This window comes from Acidovorax sp. GW821-FHT10E04 (genome assembly GCF_059415185.1).
This window is the reverse complement of the sequence record NZ_JBWKMT010000003.1, coordinates 825234-847460: the sequence shown is the minus strand read 5'-3', so window position 1 is coordinate 847460 and position 22227 is coordinate 825234. Positions and strand designations below refer to the sequence as shown.

The window sequence follows — 22227 nt, the reverse complement described above, 5'->3', positions numbered from 1 at the left end:
CGGCCCGCAGCGCTGCGGGACAAGGGGGATGCGGCGCGGGCGCTCAGGAGGTTGCTTCATGGCTACAGAGGCCGGTTCTGGTCGCGGTCGGGAGGCCGGCGCTGCGGCGCCAGCAGCACCCAGCTGGCCAGCGGCCAGAGCAGGGCTTCGAGCACCGGCGCCAGAAAGCTCCACAGGCCCGGGAATATGCCCCCGGACGCCATCCGCAGCAAGAGCTCGATGGCATGGGCCAGCGCGAACAGGGGAAGCACCTGCAGGGCCTGCGACGGCACGCTGAACCACAGCAGGCGGCGGTGGATGGCGATGGCGCCAAACGACAGCACGGTGTAGGACAGCGCGTGCTGGCCCAGCAGCGCCGACTGGCTCACATCCATGCACAGGCCCAGCACGAAAGCCACGCCCATGCCGATGCGCAGGGGCTGGTGCACGCCCCAGAAGACCAGCAGCACCATCAGGACATCCGGCGTCCAGACAATGCGGCCCAGCGGCAGCATGTTGATGGCCAGCCCCGCAGCGAGGCTGGCGACGATGAAGACCGGATTGACCGGAAGCAGCAGCGGCTCGCCGCGCGGCATGATCATCGCGCACCTCCCCGCGGCAGCCACGGGCCATCGCGCAGGACGCGCGGCCCCACAAGGGCCATGGCAGGCACAGGCGATGCCCTCATCCCTTGCGCCCCCCGCGTTTCGCCGGCGCCGGGTGCGCGGGCTCCGGCCGCGGCAGCTCGTTGTCGGCCAGCGGCTTGAGCACCACCACATGGCGGGCGCCCTGCACCTGGGCCAGGGGCACGCAGTAGATGCGCGCGAAGGCGGAATCGGCCCTGCGCTCCACGCGCACCACCCGCGCCACGGGGAGCCCCGACGGGTACAGGCCATCCACGCCGCTGGTGGTCAGCAGATCGTCCTCCCGCACATCGGCGTTGGCGGGCATGAAGCGCAGCTCCATGCCGCCGCCATGCCCGGCCACCGGATCCCCATAGGCGACACCCCGCGCACCCGTGCGAATGTTGAGGACCGGAATGGCCTGGTCGCGGTCCACCAGCAGCGTGACCTCGCTCACGAGCGGAAAGACACGCGTCACCTGGCCGAGCACGCCCGCCTCATCCATCACGGGCGCGCCCATCTCCACGCCGCCCATCTGCCCCCGGTCGATGACCACGCGGCGCGTGTAGGGGTCGGCGGTGTCATAGATCACCTCGGCGGCCTGCGCGGGCGTCTCCAGGCGGCCGCGCAGCGCGAGCAGCTGCCGCAGCCGCTCGTTCTCCAGGGCCAGCTGTTCCGCCTGGTTGGCGCGCTGGCCCATCACGGTCATTTTCTTGCGCGCGGCGTCCAGTTCCTGCTGCGCGGTCTGCAGCGACTGGAAGTACCCGGAACCATGGCTTGCGAACTCCACCGGCTTGAGCATCAGCCACTGTACCGGGTAGAGCACGGTGGCAACCGCCTGGCGGAACGGCCCCGTGAGCTGGAAACGTGCATCGGCCACCATGAGGAACAGCGCCAGCGCGCTATAGACGGCCAGGCGCGAAAGGGCCGAAGGGCCCTGTTTGAAGAAAGGCGGAGCGCTGCGCTCGAGGGTACCCAGTGGCATCGTGCGCAGCGGTCAGGATCTGTCGCGTGGAGCCGGGGCCACGGACGCATGCTCAAAAAGCATTGGAGCGGGTGCAGTCATGCAGTTCAGAGCGCAAAAAAAGTGCCTGCAGCATACAGGCCCGGGGGCTTACTCGCTCGTGAAAATGCTGCCCAGGCGGTCCATGCGCTCCAGCGCGATGCCGCAGCCGCGCACCACGCAGGTCAGCGGATCTTCGGCCACCAGCACGGGCAGGCCGGTTTCCTCGGCCAGCAGGCGGTCCAGGTCGCGCAGCAGCGCGCCGCCACCCGTCAGCATCATGCCGCGGTCGGCGATGTCGGCGCCCAGCTCAGGGGGGGTTTGTTCCAGCGCGTTCTTCACAGCGGAGACGATCTGGTTGAGCGGGTCGGTCAGGGCTTCGAGCACTTCATTGCTGGAAATGGTGAAGCTGCGTGGCACGCCTTCGGAAAGGTTGCGGCCCTTGACTTCCATCTCGCGCACTTCGGAGCCGGGGAAGGCCGAGCCGATGTTCTTCTTGATGGCTTCCGCGGTGGGCTCGCCGATCAGCATGCCGTAGTTGCGGCGGATGTAGCTGATGATGGCTTCGTCGAACTTGTCGCCGCCCACGCGCACACTGCCCTTGTAGACCATGCCGCCCAGCGAGATCACGCCGACCTCGGTGGTGCCGCCGCCGATGTCCACGACCATGGAGCCCGAGGCTTCGGAGACGGGCAGGCCCGCGCCGATGCCGGCGGCCATGGGTTCCTCGATCAGGTACACCGCCGTGGCGCCGGCCGCTTCGGCCGCGTCCTTGATGGCGCGCCGCTCGACCTGGGTGGAGCCGCAGGGCACGCAGATGATGATGCGCGGGCTGGGGGTGAACAGCGTGCGCGGGTGCACCATCTTGATGAACTGCTTGATCATCTGCTCGGTGATCACGAAGTCGGCGATCACGCCGTCCTTCATGGGGCGGATGGCTTCGATGTTGCCGGGCACCTTGCCCAGCATGGCCTTGGCCTCGTGGCCTACGGCCTGGATAACTTTCTTGCCATGGGGCCCGCCTTCGTGGCGGATGGCGACGACAGAGGGCTCGTCGAGCACAATGCCTTTGTCGCGGGCGAAGATGAGGGTGTTGGCTGTGCCAAGGTCAATGGCAAGGTCGGTGGAGAAATACCGACGGAAAGCTCCGAACATTCAAAAATCCTCTCAGGCACGGCATGCACGTCGGCCTGCCATCGCCGGGTTTACGGGGTCAAATATCGCTTTTTTCGCACAATGACCGGCAGGTAGGAGGGTATTGCGGCAAAGCCGGGATAATACCCCATCCCCTGTGAATAACTCCCTCCGGCGCGGCCCGGATCACAGCTTTACTTCTGGTTTCCCTCAATTCTCCTCCCTATGGCACTGACCCCCCAGGACATCGGCCGCATCGCCAATTTGGCACGGCTTGAGCTGACCCCCTCTGAAAGTGAGCGCATGCTGACCCAGCTCAATGGCTTCTTTGACATCGTGGAACAGATGCGGGCTGTGGATACCTCGGGCATCACGCCCCTGGCGCACCCCGTCGCGGCCGTCCAGGACGTGGCCCTGCGGCTGCGCGAGGACGTGGCCAGCGAGCCCAACCAGCGCGAAGCCAACCAGAAGAGCGCCCCCGCCGTGGAGCGTGGCCTGTTCCTCGTCCCCAAAGTGATCGAGTGAGGCGCGCATGAGCACGACAACGACCAAAGCCCTGCACGACCTGGGCGTTTCCGAGCTGGCCGCCGGCCTGCGCAACAAGCAATTTTCTGCCGTCGAAGCCGCCCGGCATTTCCTGGCCCGCGCCAAAGCGCACCAGAACCTGGGCGCCTACGTGGCCCTGAACGAAGACGCCACCCTGGCGCAGGCGCAGGCCGCTGACGCCCGCCTTGCCGCCGGCACGGCGGGCGCGCTGGAAGGCGTGCCGATCGCCCACAAGGACATCTTCGTCACGCGCGACTTCCCCAGCACCGCAGGCTCCAGGATGCTCGCGGGCTACCAGTCTCCGTTCGACGCCACCGTGGTCACCCGCCTGGCCGACGCGGGCGCCGTCACCCTGGGCAAGCTCAACTGCGACGAGTTCGCGATGGGTTCGTCCAATGAAAACTCGGCCGTGGCGCCCGTGGGCTTCGACGCCCCCGCGCCCGTGCGCAACCCCTGGGACACCCACCGCATCCCCGGCGGCTCCTCGGGCGGCAGCGCCGTGGCCGTGGCCGCGCGCCTGGCCCCTGCCGTCACCGGCACCGACACCGGCGGCTCCATCCGCCAGCCCGCATCGTTTTGCGGCATCACCGGCATCAAGCCCACCTATGGCCGCGCCAGCCGCTACGGCATGATCGCGTTCGCCTCCAGCCTGGACCAAGCCGGCCCCATGGCCCGCAGCGCCGAAGACTGCGCGATGCTGTTGTCTGCCATGTGCGGCCCCGACCCGGACCGCGATTCGACCAGCCTCGATGTGCCAGCCGAAAACTTCAGCGCCCACCTGAACGGCAGCATCGACGGCCTGCGCATCGGCATTCCCGCCGAGTTCTTTGGCGAGGGCCTCGCGCCCGACGTGCGCGCCGCGGTCGACGGCGCCCTGAAGGAATACGAAAAGCTCGGCGCCAGGCTCGTGCCCATCAGCCTGCCGCGCACCGAACTGTCCATCCCGGTGTACTACATCATCGCGCCCGCCGAGGCGTCGTCCAACCTCAGCCGCTTTGACGGCGTGAAGTTCGGCCACCGCGCCAAGGACTACGCCGACCTGGTGGACATGTACAAGAAGACCCGCGCCGAAGGTTTTGGCGACGAGGTCAAGCGCCGCATCATGATCGGCGCCTACGTGCTGAGTCACGGCTACTACGACGCCTATTACCTGCAGGCGCAGAAGATCCGCCGCATGATCGCCGACGACTTCCAGAACGCGTTCAAGAGCTGCGACCTCATCGCCGGGCCGGTGGCCCCCACCGTGGCCTGGAAGCTGGGCGAACACGGCAACGACCCGCTGGCCGACTACCTGGCCGACATCTTCACCCTGCCCGGCTCGCTGGCCGGCCTGCCGGGCATGAGCGTGCCCGCCGGCTTTGGCGAAGGCGGCATGCCGGTGGGCCTGCAGCTCATCGGCAACTACTTCCAGGAAGCCCGCCTTCTGAACGCTGCGCACCGCCTGCAGCAAGCCACCGACTTCCACCTCCGCCAACCCGGAGGCCTGTGACATGACGACGACCAGCAAATTGATCCACGGTTATGAAGTCGTCATCGGCTTCGAAACCCACACCCAGCTCGCCACGCAGAGCAAGATCTTCAGCCGCGCGCCCACCGCCTTCGGCGCCGAGCCCAACACGCAGGCCTGCGCCGTGGACCTGGCCCTGCCCGGCACGCTCCCCGTGATGAACCGCGAGGCCGTGGCCTGCGCTATCAAACTGGGACTGGCCCTGGGCTCCCACATTGCGCCCGTGAGCATTTTTGCGCGCAAGAATTATTTCTATCCCGACCTGCCCAAGGGCTACCAGATCAGCCAGTTCGAGATCCCGGTGGTGCAAGGCGGCGAGGTGGAGTTCTTCCTGGGCGACGAGAAGAAGACCGTGCGCCTGGTGCGCGCCCATCTCGAAGAAGACGCGGGCAAATCGCTGCACGAGGACTTCATCGGCCAATCGGGCATCGACCTGAACCGCGCCGGAACGCCCCTGCTGGAGATCGTGACCGAGCCCGACATGCGCTCGTCCGACGAAGCCGTGGCCTATGCGAAAGAGCTGCACAAGATCGTGACCTGGATCGGCATCTGCGACGGCAACATGCAGGAGGGCAGCTTCCGCTGCGACGCCAACGTGTCCGTGCGCAAGCCCGGCGGGCCGCTGGGCACGCGCCGCGAGATCAAGAACCTGAACTCGTTCAAGTTCATGCAGCAGGCGATCGACTACGAGATCCGCTGGCAGATCGACCAGATCGAGGACGGCCACGCCATCCAGCAGGCCACCGTGCTGTTCGACCCGGACACGGGCGAAACGCGTGCGATGCGGACCAAGGAGGACGCGGCGGACTACCGCTACTTCCCCGACCCGGACCTGCCGCCGCTGCACATTTCGGAGCAATGGGTGCAGGAACAGCGAGCGCTGATGGCCGAATTGCCCCGCACCATGGCCGCGCGCTTCGTGGCCGACTACGGCCTGCCCGAGTACGACGCCACGACGCTCACGCAAAGTCAGGCCATGGCGTCCTACTTTGAAGACTCGGTGAAATTGGCCGGGCCCAAGGAGCAGGAGAAACCGCTCGCCAAAATGGTCGCCAACTGGATGTTGGGTGAGCTGAGCGCCACGCTGAACTCGCGAGGTTTGGACATCACGCAATCGCCGATAGGCCCTGAGCTTTTGGGCATGCACGTCCACTTTGTGTTTAATCAGAAGGTCTCCAACCCAAAAGCCCTGTTCAAAGCACTGTTGGAAGCGGAGTTCAAATCTTTCGACAATCTCGCCGAACAAATCGGCGAATTGGTGAAGGCCAGAGATCTGGCGCCTATGAACGACTCCGGCGCGCTGGAGAAAATCATCGACGAAGTCATCGCCGCCAACCCCGACAACGTGGCCCAGTTCCGCGCGGGCAAGGACAAGGCGTTCAATGCGCTGGTCGGCCAGATCATGAAAGCCAGCAAGGGCAAGGCCAACCCGCAGCAGGTCAATGATCTGCTGCGCGCAAAGCTGGGCAGTTGACGCCTGACCGGCCTGCCCTGCGGGGCAAAGGCACAGTAAAAAAACAAAGGGGCCGCAGGGCCCCTTTTGTTTTTACTTCCCCAGCCCGGCCCTAGGGCACGCGCGCTGCCGGTGCGCCAACGGGGGGAACGGCACTGGCCGAGCCCATGGCGGGAGGCACACGCTGCGCGTCCCACAGCTTGCGCAGATGGGCCAGTTCCGCATCGAACCGCGCGTGCACGCGCCGCTTTTCCTGGTCCTGGCCGGCAATGAACCGCTGCTGCTCGGCAACGCTGTCATCGACTTCACCGATCTTGCGGCGCAGCGTCATGGGTGCCTTGTTGGGGTCCTTCTTGTAGAACTCCATTTCCACATCCAGCTTCTTGCGCTCCGCTTTCAGCTCGGCAATGCGCTTTTCGGCGGTGGCGGTCACATCGTCCACCAGCTGGATCGCGGCCGCGCGCTCCACATCGTGGGCCGCCTTGTCCGGGTAGCGCGTCACCAGCACGCGTTCGCGCCGGCGCTCCTCCACCACGCGGGCCCGCTCCTCGGCATCCTTGCGGTTCTGGGCGTCCTGGGCCGCACGCTCCAGCTCGGTGAGCGACGGCCCGATCTGCCGGCGCGTGATGCCCGAGGGGCTCAGCTCGCGCTGCTCCCGGTCCAGGCATTCGGGAATGGGCCGGTCGGCCGTCAGCCGGCGCCCACTGCGGTCCACACAGGTATAGATGCTGCCGGGCGCACCCTGGGGCTGTGCCGAGGCCAGCTCGGCGCCCAGGGTGACCAGCAGAACACCGCCCATGATCCACGCCGACTTGCTCAAATCATCTACCCTTCGTTGACGCCATACCGCTGGCGGTAGGCCAGCACTTTCTCATGATGGGAGCGCATCCCCTCTTCCCCGTTGTGCGAGAGGTACAGCAATAAGTCTGCCAGTCGGGCAATGGCGCACACCTGCATGCCCAGTTGCCCGCGAACGTACTGCACCGCGCTGTGGTCCACATCCTGGCCATTCTCCGTGGCTTTTTCCTGCCGGTCCAGCGCTATGGCCACCGCGTGGGGCGTGGCGCCCGCGGCGCGGATGATGGCGATCGATTCGCGGGCGGCGGTCCCGGCCGACATGACGTCGTCCACGATCAGCACCCGCCCCTTGAGCGGGGCGCCCACGAGCGTGCCGCCCTCGCCGTGGTCCTTGGCCTCCTTGCGGTTGTAGGCAAAAGGCACGTTGCGCCCCAGCCGGGCCAGCTCCACCGCGACCGTGGCCGCCAGGGGAATGCCCTTGTACGCGGGGCCGAAGACCATGTCGAATTCAATGCCGCTGGCCAGCAGGGCTTTTGCATAGAATTCCGCGAGCCGGCCGATCTTGCGGCCATCATCGAACAGGCCCGCATTGAAGAAATACGGACTCAGGCGGCCCGCCTTGGTCTTGAATTCACCGAACCGCAGCACGCCTGATTCAACGGCAAACCGTACAAAATCCTGCGCGAGCTGGCCCTGCTCTGAGGTTTGCGCGCCAACATCCACCATGGGGAAATCCTTGTTCAAGTTAACCAGCCTCAATCTCAATGGCATCCGCTCGGCCACCAGCAAAGGCGTGGAAAGCTGGATGGCAGCCACGCGGCCGGATTGTATTTGCGTGCAGGAAGTGAAGGCCCAGGCGGCCGACATGGCCAACCGCTTCGAGCGCCTGGCCGGCCTGCAGGGTCACTTCCACTTTGCCCAGAAAAAGGGCTATTCCGGCGTGGGCATCTATACCCGGCATGAACCCTCTGATGTAGTCATTGGCTATGGGTCGCCAGAGTTCGATACAGAAGGCCGCTACGTGGAACTGCGCTTTGACACGCCGGCCCGCAAGCTGTCCATCATCAGCGCCTATTTTCCCAGCGGCTCGTCCGGCGAGGAACGCCAGCTGGCCAAGTTCCGCTTCCTCGCCGAGTTCCATCCCCATCTGATGAAAGTCAAGGGCGAACGCGACTTCATCCTGTGCGGCGACATCAACATTGCGCACCAGCAAATCGACCTCAAAAACTGGCGCAGCAACCAGAAAAACAGTGGTTTTTTGCCCGAAGAACGGGCCTGGATGACAAAGTTGTTGCACACAACTGATGAAGGCGGCGGCATCATAGACGTTTACCGCCAGTTACAACCTACCGCCACCGACACCGCCTACACGTGGTGGAGCAACCGGGGGCAGGCGTATGCCAACAACGTGGGCTGGCGGCTGGATTACCACCTGGCCACCCCCGCGATCGCGGCGCTGGCACGTGCTGAATCCATCTACAAAGGTGAGAAATTCTCGGACCACGCGCCCATCACGGTGGACTATGACTTCAGCCTTTGACGATGCCCGCCCCTGACCATTGATGCCCGACACCGCTGCCTCCACCGCCCCCCCGCCCCATGGTTTTCGCCCCGTCAACGCGGAATCATTGTGGAAGCAGCTCTCCACTCCCCACCCCACCGTCGGCAAAGCGCGGCACCTGGGCGAGGCGCTGATCCATGCCGGCATGGTGTCACCCTCGGCCCTGCAAGACGGCCTGCAGACCCAGCAGCAGGAGCGCAGCGGCGGGCAGCACCGGCTGATCGGACAGATTCTGGTGGAGGATGGCGTCCTGACCCAGGAGCAGTTGCGCCAGGTCATTGCCGCGTGGCTGGGCGAGTACACCGTGCACCCCGGCGACATCACGCCCGAGGCGGCGGCCCTGGCCCTGGTGCCCCGGGCGATGGCCGAACGTGAATCCGTACTGCCGCTGATCGCCCGCGAGGATGCGCTGGTACTGCTGATGGCCGACCCGCTCGATCGCGTGCTGCTGGACGAACTGCGGTTTCTCACGCAGCGGCGGCTCATTCCGCTGCAGGCCGCGCCAGGCACGCTGATGCCCGCCATCCACCGCGCCTACCGCACCCAGCCTGGCGGCGCCGCTGACGCCACCACCGCCGCCCGCGCCACCTCGCGCGAGCTGGCCGCCAACCTGGGCAGCACCGTCCCGGACACGGACTCCGAGCAGGCCGACGTGATCAGCGAGTCGGACAACACCCTGGTGCGGCTCATCAACTCGGTGATCGACGAAGCCATCCACCACCGCGCGTCCGACATCCACATCGAGACCGAGCCCGCTCCGCAGAACGTGCGCATCCGCCTGCGCATCGACGGCGACCTCACGCCCTACCTGGAGCTGCCAGCGCGCTACCGCTTCGCGATGGTGGCGCGCATCAAGATCATGGCGGGCATGGACATCTCCGAGCACCGCAAGCCCCAGGACGGCAAGATCGACTTCGCCCGCTTCGGCGGCCCGCCGGTGGAGCTGCGCGTGGTCACCGTGCCCACCTCGCGCGGGCTGGAGGACGTGGTGCTGCGCCTGCTGGCGGGCGCCAAGCCGCTGCCTCTGGAGAACATCGGCCTGAGCCCGCCCAACCTGCAGGCCCTGCGGGCGGTGGTGCAGAAAAGCTATGGCTTGGTGCTGGTGTGCGGCCCCACGGGCTGCGGCAAGACGACCACATTGCACTCGGTGGTGCGCGACATCAACACCGCCGGCCGCAAGATCTGGACGGCCGAAGACCCCATCGAGATCACCCAGGAAGGGCTGCGCCAGGTGCAGGTGAACCCGCGCATCGGCTGGACCTTTGCCGCCGCCATGCGCACCTTTTTGCGCGCCGACCCGGACGTGATCATGATCGGCGAGATGCGCGACGAGGAAACCGCGCGCATCGCCATCGAGGCTTCGCTGACGGGGCACCTGGTGCTGTCCACCCTGCACACCAACTCGGCGCCCGAGAGCATTGCGCGGCTGCTGGAGATGGGCCTGGACCCGTTCAACTTCTCCGATTCGCTGCTCGCCATCCTGGCCCAGCGCCTGGTGCGCCGCCTGTGCACGGCCTGCCGCGCGCCGCGTGTGGCCGACCACGACACGCTGCTGGGCCTGGCATCGCAGTACCTGGACAGCGGCACCCACAACACCCCCGAGGCCCGCGCGGCACAGGTGGCGCACTGGCGCCAGCAGCACGGCGGCGCACAGGGCGAGCTGCGCCTGTGGCGCCATGTGGGCTGCACGCAATGCGACGGCCATGGCTACCACGGCCGGCTGGGCATCCATGAACTGATGCTGAGCGACGAGACCATCCGGCAGCACATCCGCCACCGCGCCCCCGCCTCGGACATCCGCCACTCGGCACTGGCCGCCGGCATGCTGACCCTGCGCCAGGACGGCATCGAGAAGGTGCTGCAGGGGCTGACCGACATGTCGGAAGTGGTCGCGGCGACCAACCTGTGAGGCGGGCACACCGCCGGTGGTGCCTGCCGCCGGTTTTTTAGCAAAAATGGGCTCTAGCGCTTATCTGGCAAGCGCCAGCAGCTATCAATAAATGAGTCCTTCCGAAAGGAGGAACTCGCCCACCGGCTTGCACGCACCGCCGCCTCAGCGATCCAGTTCGTAGTGAAACACCTTGGCAATGATCTGCCAGCGCCCGTCCACGTGGATCAGGGTCAGCAGGTCGGTGAAGTGCTTGGGCAGGATGGCGCATTCGACCTTGGCCAGGGCAGTCACCGGCCCGGCGAATTCAATCGACAGGATGCGCTCCTGCACCGTCTCGCCCCGGCTCGCGGGCGAGGGGCGCTGGTCCACGATGGGGAAATATTCCTCCATGCGCAGGATCACCGCAGGCTCGGCCGTGGCGCAGGCATAGACCGCCTGCGGGTGGAACACGCGGCGCAGGCGCTGCGTGTCGCTGTGGCACAGGCCGTCGAAATAGTCCTGCAGCACGGCGGCGACTGCGTCGAAGCGCGGGTCACTCATGGCGCATTCCCTGCGGCGGCCACCCGGGCACGCTGGCGCCGCACGGTCACCGTCTCACCGGCCACACCCCAGTTGTCGGTCTCGACCTCGTCGATCACGACAAAGGTGGTGGCGGGCTCCTTGTTCAGAACGCGCACCAGCAAATCGGTGGCGCCCTCGATGAGCGCGGCCTTCTGTGCGCTGCTGACCCCCTCGCGCGTCACTTTGATGTTGATGTAAGGCATGGCGTGTTCCTTGTGGATGGATGAATGAACGGCGTCTCAGCCCAGCAACCCTTCGGCCCGCATCGCGGCCTGCACGGCAGGGCGCGCGGCCACGCGGCGCATGAACGCCTGCAGATGGGCCAGGTCGCTGATGTCCAGCTTCACGAACTTGGCCCAGCCCAGCACCACAAAAAGATAGGCGTCGGCCGCCGTGAAGTGCTCGCCCGTCAGGTAGTGGCCGTGCTGCAGCTGCGCGTCCAGCCACTCCATCTTCTTGCGCAGCAGGGCGGCCAGCACAGCCTTGGCGTTGTCGTCCAGCCCGGCCTGGAACAGGGGCGTGAAGGACTTGTGCAGCTCGGTGCTGACGTAGTTCTGCCACTCCATCACCCGGTAGCGCGCCCACGTGCCGGCGGCCGGCATCAGTTGCGTGGCCTGGGCCTGGTCAGCGATGTATTGCGCGATGACCGGGCCTTCGGTGAGGCGGGAGCCGTCGTCCAACTCCAGCACGGGCACCTGGCCTTTGGGGTTGATCGCATGGAAATCCTGTCCGTCGGCCGTCTGGTGGCGCGCGGTATCGACCTTCTCCAGCGCAAACGGCAAGCCACATTCCAGCAGCAGGATGTGGGGCGACAAGGAGCAGGCGGCGGGGGAAAAGTACAGCTTCATGGAGAGGCCCTGGGGGTGTGGTGGAAAGGTGAAGCGATGGTATTGGCGATGTAAACAGCAATAAACTAGGTTCTGGGAATTTCACTGATTACATGAAGTAATAAACAAGACATGGCGCGCCAATTCGACGACCTGAAGCTGGGCAGCATCGAGCTGTTCTGCCTGACCGCGCAGTGGCAGAGCTTCACGGCCGCCGCCCAGGCGGCCGGGCTGACGGCGGCGGCCGTGAGCCGATCGGTGGCGCGCATGGAGGCGCGCCTGGGCGTGCGCCTGTTCCAGCGCACCACGCGCCAGGTGCGGCTGACCGACGCCGGCAAGCGCTACTACGAGCAATGCCGCCAGGCGCTGGGGCAGCTGGCCGAAGCGGAGCGCGAACTGTCAGGCCAGCAGCAAAGCCCGGCAGGCCTGGTCCGCTTCAGCCTGCCCACGTCCTACGGGCACTGCCGCATCCTGCCGCTGCTGCCCGCATTTGCGCAGTCCTACCCCGACGTGGAGCTGGAGCTGCAGTTGAGCAACCGCAACGTGGACTTCACCGAGGAAGGCTTTGACCTGGCCGTGCGCGGTCGCGCGCCCATCGACTCGGGGCTGGTGGCGCGCAAGCTGGAGGACGCCGCCCTGGTGGTGGTCGCCACCCCGGCGTACCTGGCGCGTCGCGGCACGCCGCACGAAACGGCCGACCTGGCGGCGCACGAATGCATCCAGTTCGTGCTGCCCAGCAGCGGCCAAGCGGTGCCATGGATACTGCGCGACGCCGCCGGGCGCGATGTGGAGGTGCCCACCCAAGGCCACCTGCGCTGCGCCGACGACATCCTGGGCACCGTGACCCTGGCGCGTGCCGGCGCGGGGCTGCTGCAGACCTACCGGTTCATTGTGGAGGCCGACCTGCGCAGCGGCGCGCTCCAAGAGCTACTGCCCGCGCATGCGGGCGCCTCCCGCCCGTTTTCGCTGCTGTACCCCGCCAACCGGCACATGCCGCTGCGCGTGCGCGTGCTGGTGGATTTCCTCGTCGATCGGCTGGCGCGGGCTTGAGCCTGGCCCGTCCACCCTGCGCCATGCGCCGGACCGCAAAATACACACAACCACCCTCCCCCACCATGCTCCGCTACCTCACCATCCCTGTTACTGCGTTCCAGCAAAACTGCTCCCTCGTCTGGTGTGACGCCACCCAAAACGCCGCCGTGATCGACCCCGGCGGCGACCTGGAGGTGCTGCTGGCAGAAATCCGGCGCCTTGACCTCACGCTCGAACAGATCTGGCTCACCCACGCCCACATCGACCACGCGGGCGGCACGGGCGAGCTGGCCCAGCGGCTTTCGCTGCCCATCGTGGGCCCGCACCCGGGCGACCAGTTCTGGATCGACGGCCTGCCGCAGCAGAGCGCGATGTTTGGTTTTCCGCCCGCGCAGCACTTCACGCCCACGCGCTGGCTGCACGATGGCGACCAGGTGCAGATCGGCAACGAGACGCTGAACGTGCGCCACTGCCCGGGGCACACGCCGGGGCATGTGGTGTTCCACGCGCCGCAGATCGACCGCGCGTTTGTGGGCGACGTGCTGTTCGCAGGCAGCATCGGCCGCACGGACTTCCCGCAGGGCAACCACCAGCAGCTCATCGACAGCATCACGCAGCGCCTGTGGCCGATGGGAGATCAGACGGTGTTCATTTCCGGCCACGGCCCCGAGAGCACGTTCGGGCGGGAGCGCCAGAGCAATCCCTACGTGGGCAATACCTGACCTGGGCCGTTTCGCTGCCAGCGGACTTCGCCCAGGATGCAGTGGCGCAACGGCTACTACCTGGTGACGCCTGCCATGGCGGCGCCGGCGCGCAGCGAGCATGTCGACAAGGACGTGAAGTTCTCGGGACGTGCCCCGTCACGCAGGTCTACGATTTCGCCCTATGCCCCCCGCCCACAGGCACGGGACCGGAAGGCGCTGCTACGGCGCATCCGGTGCATGCCCAGGCCAGCCGCCATCAGCGACAACAGGATCAGCCCCCACTCGCTCAGGGTGGGAATGGAAGCTGGGCCTGACGTGCCGGGGATCGCAGCCAGCAACACCGGTGCGAACGGGTCTTCAATCACCCCCGCATCGGCTGTATTGCCATCGCCCATGCCGTTGTCGGTGATCGCGTACGCCACAGTCAACCGGTCTGCACTCAGCGTTGCACCGGTCATTGGATACCAGCTGCTGGCGGCCCCCGCGCTGGCAGGCCCATACTTCATCAGCTGCACCCCGGCAGGAAGTGCGTGGGGGTAGGTGATTCGCACCGTCAGCGTGTTGCCCGCGCAGCCTGTGGAGCGGAAGCGAAACATCCCGGCGGGCGTGCTGGCGTTGGCTGGCAGGCCTGAAGGCACCGCGCTGCTGAACCCCGTGGCGGTGGTATCGAGCGCGCAGCCTGGCGCGCCGCCACTGATCGCTACCGACCCCACACCCGTGCCCACGCTCCCCCCTCCGCCCGGCCCGCCACCCACCACAACGGACACAATGGCGCTGTATGTCTGCACTGCAGGGGCAGAAGTTGCATAAAGCTCGACGCTGGTGTCAGAGCTGCCGCTGCCCCCTGTAGCCAGGACCCTGCCGTCAGCGAGCAGGGTGGCTCGGTGGTTGACGCGCCCGGTGTTCAGGCTGCCCGTGGCGCTCCAAGTGGCGGTGGCCGGGTCGTAGAGCTCAGAGCTGGCGAAATCGCCGCTGCTTCCGCCCGCGAGGAGGACCTTGCCACTGGGCAGCAGGGCGGCCGTGTGACCTGTGCGGGTGCGTACCAGACTGCCCGCTGCGCGCCAGGTATTTGCGCCAGGGTCGTAGAGTTCTGCATCGGCCGGCATGCCACTGACGCCCCGCCCCCCCGCGACGATGACCTTGCCGTCGGGCAGCAGGGTGGCCGTGTGGGAATAGCGCCAGGTGGCCATGCCGCCCGCGGGGCTCCAGGCGTTGGATGCGGGGTCGTAGAGTTCAGTGCTGGAGAGCATGCCGACGCTGGTGTATCCACCTGCGACAAGCACTTTGCCATTGGGCAGAAGGGAGGCCGTGTGATAAATGTGCTCATCGGCCATGTTGCCTGTGACACTCCACTGGTTCGTCTCGGGATCGTAGAGCTCGCCTTTGGTGAAGACACTGCCAGCGCCCTCACCTCCCACGACAAGCACCTTGCCATTGGCCAGCAGAGTGGCCGTGCGGTTGTAGCGAGCGACAGCGAGGGTGCCGGCAGCACTCCATGTGCCAGCGACGGGATCGTAAAGTTCTGCGCTGGCAAGCGCACCGCCGTTCGCGACCCCTGAAGTGACCAGTACCTTGCCGCTGGGCAGCACGGTGGCGGTGTGAAAAGTGCGCCCGGTGATCATGCTGCCCGTGGGGCTCCAGCTATCTGTGGCGGGGTTGTACCGTTCAGCGCTTGCAAGAAAACCCCCGCCACCGCCGAACCCGCCGGTGACGAGCACTTCACCACTGCGCAGCAAAGTGGAGGTGTGGACACTGCGCCCGCCAATCATGCTGCCGGTAGCCCTCCAGGCGCCAGGGCCTACTTCGTATCGCTCGGCACTTGCGAGGTAGCCGCCAGTATTCCACCCGCCTACAACGAGCACTCTACCGTTGGACAGCAGGGAGGCCGTGTGGCTGACCCGGCCGGTGGCCAGGCTGCTGGTAGTGTCCCAGGTGCCGGTAGCGGGGTCGTAGAGCTCAGCGCTAGCGAGGTAAGTGCTGCCATCTCCTCCGGCAACAAGCACTTTGCCGCTGTGCAGCAACGTGGCGGTTTGAGAACTGCGCTTGTTGGCCAGGTTGCCAGTGGTGCTCCACGTGCCTGTGGCCGGGTCGTACAGCTCGGCACTGGAGCGCGCGCCGTTGCCTCCCCCACCAGCCACCAGCACTTTGCCACTGGGCAGCAGGGTGGCGGTGTGACTGATACGCGGTGTGGTCATAGTGCCTGTGGCGCTCCATGTGCCAGTGACCGGGTCGTAAAGTTCAGCGGTGGCAAGGTAGCCAACGTCCGCGTTGTTCCCCCCCGCGACGAGTACCTTGCCGTTGGGCAACAACGTGGCAGTGTGGGCGTCGCGCGTGGTGACCATGGTGCCCGTGGTGCTCCACTGGCCGGTGGCCGGGTCGTAGACCTCTGCGCCATTCCCCGCGACAAGCACTTTGCCATTGGCCAGCAGGGTGGCGGTGTGGAACAAACGTGCGCCGGACATGCTGCCCGTGGCGCTCCAACTGCCTGTGCCAAGGTCGTAGAGTTCGGCGCCGGCAAGCGCGCCGCGGCTCCCTGCTCCACCGGAAACCAGCACCTTGCCATTGGGCAGCAGGGTGGCGGTGTGGTACGCGCGCCCAGCATTTAGATTTCCTTTGGCGCTCCAGGTGCCTGCGACCGGGTCATACAACTCGGTGCTGGCAAGGTTGCTGCTGCTGTAGGCCCAGCCCCCCGCAATCAGCACGGTGCCATCGGGCAGGACCGTTGCGGTATGGGCTTTGCGTGCGGTAGCCAGGCTGCCGCTGCCAGCCCAGGTGTTGGTCTGCGCCTGCACAACACCTGACAGCAGCACCATGGCCAACGCGACGGTGCAGCGCAAAAGCGCCCCCGGGACGGAGCGGCGGATCATCGCCATGGCCCCGCAACGGGAGCCAGGCGTCTGGTAAATCCGGGACAGCGAACGCCGGATCTGATGAATGCGAAATAAGACCGCTGTGCACTGGGCTTGCAATGGCTTCACTGGAACCGTCTTCCCTGAATGAGTCTTTGGGGGGAGAAGGCGCCGAATGAAAGCCAGTACCTCCTGGCTGGAGTGAGCGCGAGACGAACATCGCTGACCAGCTATCGCATCCTAGGAGGGTCAACCACATCCAGATTGACTGGGAGTTTCAGACAAATTGACTGTGCGTATCAAAATCTGCGTGCGGGCATGCCCGACGTGGCACAACATCCTCCGGCGGCTTGCCTGGGCACGGGCCCATGCGACGCCCCCAAGCATCCACGGCATCCTGATGGTGCTCCAGCGCGGCCCCGCGAGATCGTCAATCCCTGTTTGCAACCGCCTATCTCTGTCAGCAACACCCCACCAGGTCGTCATGATGGACCCCGTGAGCAACCTGGACCTGCTGTTCACGGAGGTTCGGAGCCTGGGCCTCACGTTGTCACAACAGTGGCCGATGGGAGATCAGACGGTGTTCATTCCCGGCCACGGGCCCGGGAGCACGTTCGGGCGGGAGCGCCAGAGCAATCCCTACGTGGGCGGGACCTGAGCCCCGCTGGACAGACCCGCGGCGGCGCGCGGCCCGTGGCCCGGCTTGCATGCCGTGCCGACGGAAGTCTTGGTGTTTTGGATGTTTTTGGCCGCCAGCGCCTATCCATCAAGCGCCAATAGCTACTATATTAATAGCGTAACCAGCCCCACCACAGGCGCCTGGCGTGCCCACCAGGACACACGCCAGACCCCGTGGCGGGGTTGCTTCGCTCGCGCCGTGCTTCGCCGGGATCAGAAGTCGAACGAGGCCGACAGGCGCACGGCGCGCGGCGCGCCCACGTTCACCCGGCCCGCGCCCCAGATGCTCTCGAAATACGCGCGGTTGGCGAGGTTGGTCACCGTGGCGCGCAGCACCACCGGTTGCGCGCCAAGACGCGTGGCGTAGCGGGCGCCCACGTCCAGGGTGGTCCAGGACGGCAGCTTCACGCTGTTGTCGCCCGTGAGCCATTGCGAACCGGTGTGGTTCACACGGCCGTTCACCGACAGGCCCTGCACGCCGGGAACCGCCCAGTCGGCACCCAGGTTCAGGGTGAGCCGGGGCACGCCGAACTGCGCGCGGCCCTGGTTCACGCCCTTGTTCGTCCGGGTCTGGTCGGCCTCGGTGTAGGCCACGCCGCCCAGCAGGGAAAGCGCCGGGGCCAACTGCCCGAACACGTTCCACTCCACGCCCCGGTTGCGCTGCTCGCCGTCGAGCACCTGGCGGTTGTCTTGCTCGATCAGGGCGGGCTTGCTGATCTGGAACAGGCTCACGGTCTGCGTCAGGCTGCCGCTCACCCACTTCACGCCGACCTCCATCTGCTTGCTCTTGTACGGCGCGAAGGTCTGGCCTTCGTTGGCATAGGGCGCCTTCACGGTCGTGCCCGCGCTCAGGCCTTCCACGTAGTTGCCGTACAGCGCAACGGTCTCGCCCCAGGGCTTGGCCACCACGCCCACCAGCGGCGTCACGGCGCTCTCCTTGTACTTGTTGAGCTTTTGGTGCACCCGCTGCGCGCGCAGGCCCAGGGTGAGCTGCACCTGGTCGTCGGCGAACGACAGCGTGTCGACCGCGCTCAGCGCCGTCATCGCGTCATCGTTCATCTTGCTGTAGGTCGATGCCGCCGCCCCGGCCGGCATGGTGATGGGCGTGGGGTGGTAGATGTTGCTGTTGATGGGCGCCGTGCCGTTGCCGCGGCTGCCGCCTTCGTAATTCATCACGTTGGCGGCCAGGGTCAGCCTGTGCGCCACGGCGCCGGTGCCGAACTGGCCGCGCAGGCCCAGCTCGGCCGTGGTGGTGCCGTACTCGCCCCAGGAGTTGTAGGCCGTGCCCGTGGCCTTGCCCGAGGCCGCGTTCGCCGCCGTCCACACCGGGCGGGTGCCGAAGATGAAGCCGTCGTAGGAATGCTCGGCCTTGCCCGCCGAGGCAAACGCCGTCCAGCCCGCGTTGATCTTCGCCTGGCCGCGCACGATGAGGCCCTGGGTCTGCGTATTGCTGTACACGCCCTCGCCGTAGAAGAAGTTGGTGGAGCCGTCGGGCGCCTTGGGCACCGTGGTCCAGCCCGCGATGATGGGCTGCATGGGCGAGCCCTTGCGCACCTTGTTCCTGAGCGAATAGGCATCGGCCTCCACGTTCCAGCCCTCGCCCTGGTAGTCCAGCGCCAGGTGGCCGATCTCGCGCGCCTTGGTCTGGTGGTCGAGCCAGGTCTCGCCGCCCGACAGCACGCCATTGACGCGCACGCCCAGGCGCTGTTCCCCGCCGAAGCGGCGCGACACATCGGCGTGCACGCCCACGTTGGATTGGGACGAATAGGTGGTGGTCACGCGCGTGAGCGGCTCCTTGCCCGCGCGCTTGGGCACGAGGTTGATCGCGCCGCCCACGTCGCCCGCGGGGGGCAGGCCCATCATCATGGCGCCGGGGCCCTTGAGCACCTCCACGCGCTCGAACATCTCGGTGGGCGTGTTCTGCTCGGGCGCCAGGCCATAGGCACCGTTGATGGCCAGCGAGCCGGCGCCCACGCCGAAGCCCCGGATGATGAAGTTCTCGACGATGTGGCCTTCGTTGGTGGTGGTGCGCACCGAAGGGTCGTTCTTGAGCACCGCGCCCACGGTCTGCGCCTGCTGGTCGGCGATGCCTTCGGCGGTGTAGCCCGTCATGTTGAACGGCGTGTCCATGACCCCCACGTTGCCGAGCACGCCCAGCCGCGTGCCCCTGGCGACCTGGCCGCCCGGGGCCGCGGCTGGCAGGCTGTCGGGAGTCTCGGCGGCCGCATTCACCGTGACTTCCCGCAGCAGCGTGGCGGACGGGGCGGGCGCGTTCTGCTGCGCCAGGGCCGCGCCGGCACCCGCCAGCAAGGTCCACGCGCAGGCCTGGGCGACCTGGCGCAAGGCAAAAGGATGTGCCCGGGGGACACCCGGGGATGGGCGGCGAGTCTGCATAGAAGTCCTGAATCAAAAACGAAGGAGAAGGGAGTCCGCCTCGCCAACGGATTGCAAACAGGAATGAATGCGATTTCACTCAGGGCGCGCAGTGGCTCCGCGAGGAAGCCATCCAGGCGCGGTGCCCGGAACGTGTTGCAAGGCGTGCCGGCTGGTTCCACCCGGCATGGGAGCGATGATTTCACGCAGCCCGCCGCCCCGTGTTTGCACGCCCAACAAAGACGTTTGCCGCGGCCCCGCCAGGGCCGCCGTGGAACGGGCCTTGCCAGGACCGGGGGAGCCGCGAGGCGGCCCGGCGGGCTTCAGACCCTCACTCGCGCCAGCTTGGGGGGCATGCCAAAGCGCTTGCGGTAGGCCGTGGCGAAGTTGGCGGCGCTGTTGTAGCCCGCCACCAGCGCCGCCTGGCCCACGGTCAGGCCCTCCTGCTCCAGGGCCTTGCGGGCGCGCTGCAGGCGGCTTTCGCGCACGAAGTCGAACACCGTCGTGCCGTACACCGCCCGAAAGTGCCGCTGCAGCGTGTTCGCGTTGGTGCCGGCCTGGCGCGCCAGGGCATCGAGCGACAGGTCCATGGCCCCTTCGGTCTGCAGGAAGGCATGCAGCGCCCGCATGCGCCGGTGCTCGTGGGGCAGCAGCCGCAGCCCGGTGGGCGCGGGAGCAGGTGCCGGCGCGGGCCCGGGGGCGTGCTGCGCCAGGCTGCCCAGCGCCTCGCCCACCAGCTCCAGCGCGCGGCTCTCCAGGTACAGGTGCAGCAGCAGGGGGCTCAGGTCCGGCGCATGGGTGATCTGCTCGGCCAGGGCGGCGATGCGCGCCGAGGGCTGCCAGTGGTGCATGGCCAGGTGCTGGCGGCGGAAGGCCTCGATGGCGCCGGAGGCCGACGGGCCGGCCACCTGCTCCAGCCATTCGCCGCCCAGGCCCACGCTCACCCGGCGCGCATACGCGCCCTTGCGGGCGCGGCGCTCGAAGCGCTCCGGCTCCGCCACCGACACCAGCAGGGCGCGCGGCAGGCTGGCCAGGCCTGCATCGTGGGACTGGCGGGCGTGGTCCGCCGCGCTCGACAGCGCCACGCGGCGCGGCCCATAGCTCACGTCCACCGAGCCCTCCAGCAGCACCACGATGCGCAGGCCCGTCTCCATCTCGCCGCTGGCCGTGAAATCCTGCGCATCGGCCGCATCGTCCGCGTGCAGGTGCAGGCCCGGACGCAGCACGCGCAGGCGCTGCAGATGGCGCTGCAGCGACGCCTGCATGCCGTCCGACGCGGGCGCGGCGGACAGCACACTCAAGGGGCTGACGACAGACATGGGCAGGCAGGTGTGACGGCGAAAAAGCGGCAGGGGCAGCGGACGGCAATGCACCACGGCGCGTGGAACCCGGGGCCTGGCGTTTGCGCAAAGGTTTTTCTCCGCTTGGCAAACACGGCGGGCACCGCGGCATGGGATGCTAGCAAGTCGGCATAATAAATGCAAATGATTCTCAATATTGGCCATTGAACCGGCCGCCGCCGATGGCCGCCCGCACACCGTCCCTCCCATGCCCCTGATCCGTTTTTGCCCCTGGGCGCCACTGGCGGCCCTGCTCTGCGCCCTGGTCCTGGGTGCCTCGCCCGCGCGCGCGCAGGGGGGCACGCAGACCGTGACCGACCTGGCGGGCCGCGCCGTCACCCTGCCGGCCAAGGTGGAGCGCATCCTGCTGGGCGAAGGCCGGCTGCTGCCCGCGCTGGGCGTGTTCGAGCGCGACGACGTGGCCCGCCGCCTGGTGGGCATGATGGGCGACTACGAGACGCTGGATGCCGCCGGCTATGCGCAGTGGCGCGGCCGTTTCCCGCAGATCGACAAGGTGCCGCGCGTGGGCCGCAACAGCAGCGGCAGCTTCAGCGACGAACAGGCCATCGCGCTGCGTCCGCAGGTCGCCATCCTGGGGCTGGCGGGTGGCCACGGCCCGAGCAAGAACGACCGCGAAACGCTGGCCCGCCTGGAGGCGGCCGGCGTGGCCGTGGTGTTCGTCGACTTCCGCCACGACCCGCTCCGCAACACGACGCGCAGCATGGAGCTGCTGGGCGCCGTGCTGGGCAAGCGCCAGGAGGCCCAGGCGTTCAACACCTATTGGCGGGCCCAGCTCGACCGCGTGGAAGCCCGCCTGCGCACCCTGCCGGCCGGCACGCGGCACCCCGGCGTGTTCCTGGAGAACCGCGTGGGCCTGGCCGATGAATGCTGCGCCACCATGGTCGGCCTGGTGGGCGTGCTGCTGGATGCCGCCGGGGCCCAGAATGTGGCGCGCGGTCGCATTCCGGGCGAGCACGGCACGCTCAACCCCGAATTCCTGATCGCCACGCAGCCCCAGCTGTACATCGGCACCGGCATCGGCAGCATGGCCACGGCCGAGAAATCCCCCCTGCGCATCGTGCTGGGCGCCGACGCCACGCCCGAGGCCGCCCGCGCCTCGCTGGCGCGCGCCACGCAGCGCCGGGGCATCGCCCAGCTGCAGGCCGTGCAGCAGCCCGGCCGCGCGCATGCCATCTGGCACCACTACTACAACTCGCCCTTCAACGTCGTGGCGGTGCAGGTGTTCGCCAAATGGCTGCACCCCGAGCTGTTTGCCGACCTGGACCCGCGCGACACCCTGCAGACGATGTTCACCCGCTTCCAGCCCATCCCGCTGACGGGCGTGTACTGGACCAGCCTCTGATGCGC

Annotated in this window: 19 protein-coding genes and 1 pseudogene; 9 read left to right on the top strand and 11 right to left on the bottom strand. The window is 67.3% G+C overall.

The features are described from left to right. Positions 1-62: 62 nt before the first annotated feature. The 3 genes from mreD to AC07OC_RS13280 form a co-directional block, all read right to left on the bottom strand. Positions 63-581 carry a rod shape-determining protein MreD gene (mreD, locus tag AC07OC_RS13290; protein ID WP_218296670.1) on the bottom strand — a complete coding sequence of 173 codons (519 nt, stop codon included), beginning with the start codon at positions 579-581 and terminating at the stop codon, positions 63-65. An 82-nt stretch (positions 582-663) separates the two neighbouring features. Beyond that, complete coding sequence (mreC, locus tag AC07OC_RS13285; protein ID WP_218296669.1) at positions 664-1587, bottom strand: rod shape-determining protein MreC; 924 nt, start codon at positions 1585-1587, stop codon at positions 664-666. 129 nt (positions 1588-1716) lie between these two features. Then, entirely contained in the window at positions 1717-2760 is a 1044-nt protein-coding gene (locus AC07OC_RS13280) for a rod shape-determining protein (RefSeq protein WP_008907364.1), read from the bottom strand. A gap of 204 nt (positions 2761-2964) precedes the next feature. Here AC07OC_RS13280 and gatC point away from each other — a divergent pair, with 204 nt between their 5' ends. Genes gatC through gatB form a run of 3 tightly spaced genes read left to right on the top strand, consistent with a single transcriptional unit; the run spans position 2965 to position 6266 of the window. Next, positions 2965-3264, top strand: coding sequence for an Asp-tRNA(Asn)/Glu-tRNA(Gln) amidotransferase subunit GatC (gene gatC, locus AC07OC_RS13275; protein ID WP_218296668.1), 300 nt, complete (start codon positions 2965-2967; stop codon positions 3262-3264). Between the two features lie 7 nt (positions 3265-3271). After that, a complete protein-coding gene (gene gatA / locus AC07OC_RS13270; protein ID WP_494601404.1) occupies positions 3272-4774 on the top strand; it encodes an Asp-tRNA(Asn)/Glu-tRNA(Gln) amidotransferase subunit GatA in 1503 nt (500 codons plus the stop codon). A 1-nt stretch (position 4775) separates the two neighbouring features. Continuing rightward, positions 4776-6266 (top strand): Asp-tRNA(Asn)/Glu-tRNA(Gln) amidotransferase subunit GatB, encoded by a 1491-nt coding sequence (gatB, locus tag AC07OC_RS13265; RefSeq protein WP_494601402.1) that lies wholly within the window; start codon positions 4776-4778, stop codon positions 6264-6266. Between the two features lie 91 nt (positions 6267-6357). Here the strand turns inward: gatB and AC07OC_RS13260 are convergent, their stop codons facing one another. Together AC07OC_RS13260 and pyrE are read right to left on the bottom strand one after the other, a co-directional pair. After that, positions 6358-7065 carry a DUF4124 domain-containing protein gene (locus AC07OC_RS13260; protein WP_369641132.1) on the bottom strand — a complete coding sequence of 236 codons (708 nt, stop codon included), beginning with the start codon at positions 7063-7065 and terminating at the stop codon, positions 6358-6360. A 5-nt stretch (positions 7066-7070) separates the two neighbouring features. Further along, positions 7071-7769, bottom strand: a complete 699-nt coding sequence (gene pyrE / locus AC07OC_RS13255) for an orotate phosphoribosyltransferase (protein WP_218296664.1) — start codon at positions 7767-7769, stop codon at positions 7071-7073. A 10-nt stretch (positions 7770-7779) separates the two neighbouring features. Here pyrE and AC07OC_RS13250 point away from each other — a divergent pair, with 10 nt between their 5' ends. Together AC07OC_RS13250 and AC07OC_RS13245 are read left to right on the top strand one after the other, a co-directional pair. Beyond that, on the top strand, positions 7780-8583 hold the full coding sequence (locus AC07OC_RS13250) for an exodeoxyribonuclease III (RefSeq protein WP_218296731.1): 804 nt from the start codon (positions 7780-7782) through the stop codon (positions 8581-8583). A gap of 22 nt (positions 8584-8605) precedes the next feature. After that, positions 8606-10513, top strand: coding sequence for a GspE/PulE family protein (locus AC07OC_RS13245; protein ID WP_494601400.1), 1908 nt, complete (start codon positions 8606-8608; stop codon positions 10511-10513). Positions 10514-10657: 144 nt separating this feature from the next. Here the strand turns inward: AC07OC_RS13245 and AC07OC_RS13240 are convergent, their stop codons facing one another. Genes AC07OC_RS13240 through gstA form a run of 3 tightly spaced genes read right to left on the bottom strand, consistent with a single transcriptional unit; the run spans position 10658 to position 11904 of the window. Next, complete coding sequence (locus AC07OC_RS13240; RefSeq protein ID WP_494598265.1) at positions 10658-11035, bottom strand: nuclear transport factor 2 family protein; 378 nt, start codon at positions 11033-11035, stop codon at positions 10658-10660. After that, entirely contained in the window at positions 11032-11259 is a 228-nt protein-coding gene (locus AC07OC_RS13235) for a tautomerase family protein (RefSeq protein WP_494598264.1), read from the bottom strand. The genes AC07OC_RS13240 and AC07OC_RS13235 overlap by 4 nt, the downstream gene beginning before the upstream one ends. Before the next feature lie 36 nt (positions 11260-11295). Beyond that, on the bottom strand, positions 11296-11904 hold the full coding sequence (gene gstA / locus AC07OC_RS13230) for a glutathione transferase GstA (RefSeq protein ID WP_494598263.1): 609 nt from the start codon (positions 11902-11904) through the stop codon (positions 11296-11298). A 111-nt stretch (positions 11905-12015) separates the two neighbouring features. On the opposite strand from gstA, the gene AC07OC_RS13225 reads away from it, so the two are divergent. Together AC07OC_RS13225 and AC07OC_RS13220 are read left to right on the top strand one after the other, a co-directional pair. Next, entirely contained in the window at positions 12016-12933 is a 918-nt protein-coding gene (locus tag AC07OC_RS13225) for a LysR family transcriptional regulator (protein WP_494598262.1), read from the top strand. 65 nt (positions 12934-12998) lie between these two features. Continuing rightward, a complete protein-coding gene (locus tag AC07OC_RS13220) occupies positions 12999-13637 on the top strand; it encodes an MBL fold metallo-hydrolase (protein ID WP_494601398.1) in 639 nt (212 codons plus the stop codon). Positions 13638-13798: 161 nt separating this feature from the next. Here AC07OC_RS13220 and AC07OC_RS13215 read toward each other — a convergent pair whose 3' ends face one another. Continuing rightward, entirely contained in the window at positions 13799-16492 is a 2694-nt protein-coding gene (locus AC07OC_RS13215; RefSeq protein ID WP_494601396.1) for an IPTL-CTERM sorting domain-containing protein, read from the bottom strand. A gap of 535 nt (positions 16493-17027) precedes the next feature. On the opposite strand from AC07OC_RS13215, the pseudogene AC07OC_RS13210 reads away from it, so the two are divergent. Beyond that, a pseudogene (locus AC07OC_RS13210) lies at positions 17028-17126 on the top strand (MBL fold metallo-hydrolase); the annotation flags it as partial. Positions 17127-17359: 233 nt separating this feature from the next. Here the strand turns inward: AC07OC_RS13210 and AC07OC_RS13205 are convergent. Together AC07OC_RS13205 and AC07OC_RS13200 are read right to left on the bottom strand one after the other, a co-directional pair. Then, complete coding sequence (locus AC07OC_RS13205; protein ID WP_494601394.1) at positions 17360-19489, bottom strand: TonB-dependent receptor; 2130 nt, start codon at positions 19487-19489, stop codon at positions 17360-17362. 353 nt (positions 19490-19842) lie between these two features. After that, positions 19843-20838: a helix-turn-helix transcriptional regulator gene (locus tag AC07OC_RS13200; protein WP_255590919.1), complete on the bottom strand. Its 996-nt coding sequence runs from the start codon at positions 20836-20838 to the stop codon at positions 19843-19845. A gap of 229 nt (positions 20839-21067) precedes the next feature. Here AC07OC_RS13200 and AC07OC_RS13195 point away from each other — a divergent pair, with 229 nt between their 5' ends. Then, positions 21068-22222 (top strand): ABC transporter substrate-binding protein, encoded by a 1155-nt coding sequence (locus tag AC07OC_RS13195; protein ID WP_492244727.1) that lies wholly within the window; start codon positions 21068-21070, stop codon positions 22220-22222. The last annotated feature ends 5 nt before the right edge of the window (positions 22223-22227 follow it).

Excerpts from the sequence above, each read along its gene's own strand:
- mreC (WP_218296669.1), bottom strand. The coding sequence starts at position 1,587 with ATGCCACTGGGTACCCTCGAGCGCAGCGCTCCGCCTTTCTTCAAACAG.
- gatC (WP_218296668.1), top strand. The coding sequence starts at position 2,965 with ATGGCACTGACCCCCCAGGACATCGGCCGCATCGCCAATTTGGCACGG.
- AC07OC_RS13235 (WP_494598264.1), bottom strand. The coding sequence starts at position 11,259 with ATGCCTTACATCAACATCAAAGTGACGCGCGAGGGGGTCAGCAGCGCA.
- gatB (WP_494601402.1), top strand. The coding sequence starts at position 4,776 with ATGACGACGACCAGCAAATTGATCCACGGTTATGAAGTCGTCATCGGC.
- AC07OC_RS13280 (WP_008907364.1), bottom strand. The coding sequence starts at position 2,760 with ATGTTCGGAGCTTTCCGTCGGTATTTCTCCACCGACCTTGCCATTGAC.
- pyrE (WP_218296664.1), bottom strand. The coding sequence starts at position 7,769 with ATGGTGGATGTTGGCGCGCAAACCTCAGAGCAGGGCCAGCTCGCGCAG.
- gatA (WP_494601404.1), top strand. The coding sequence starts at position 3,272 with ATGAGCACGACAACGACCAAAGCCCTGCACGACCTGGGCGTTTCCGAG.
- AC07OC_RS13195 (WP_492244727.1), top strand. The coding sequence starts at position 21,068 with ATGCCCCTGATCCGTTTTTGCCCCTGGGCGCCACTGGCGGCCCTGCTC.
- AC07OC_RS13225 (WP_494598262.1), top strand. The coding sequence starts at position 12,016 with ATGGCGCGCCAATTCGACGACCTGAAGCTGGGCAGCATCGAGCTGTTC.
- AC07OC_RS13240 (WP_494598265.1), bottom strand. The coding sequence starts at position 11,035 with ATGAGTGACCCGCGCTTCGACGCAGTCGCCGCCGTGCTGCAGGACTAT.
- mreD (WP_218296670.1), bottom strand. The coding sequence starts at position 581 with ATGATCATGCCGCGCGGCGAGCCGCTGCTGCTTCCGGTCAATCCGGTC.
- gstA (WP_494598263.1), bottom strand. The coding sequence starts at position 11,904 with ATGAAGCTGTACTTTTCCCCCGCCGCCTGCTCCTTGTCGCCCCACATC.
- AC07OC_RS13200 (WP_255590919.1), bottom strand. The coding sequence starts at position 20,838 with ATGTCTGTCGTCAGCCCCTTGAGTGTGCTGTCCGCCGCGCCCGCGTCG.
- AC07OC_RS13220 (WP_494601398.1), top strand. The coding sequence starts at position 12,999 with ATGCTCCGCTACCTCACCATCCCTGTTACTGCGTTCCAGCAAAACTGC.
- AC07OC_RS13245 (WP_494601400.1), top strand. The coding sequence starts at position 8,606 with ATGCCCGACACCGCTGCCTCCACCGCCCCCCCGCCCCATGGTTTTCGC.
- AC07OC_RS13215 (WP_494601396.1), bottom strand. The coding sequence starts at position 16,492 with ATGGCGATGATCCGCCGCTCCGTCCCGGGGGCGCTTTTGCGCTGCACC.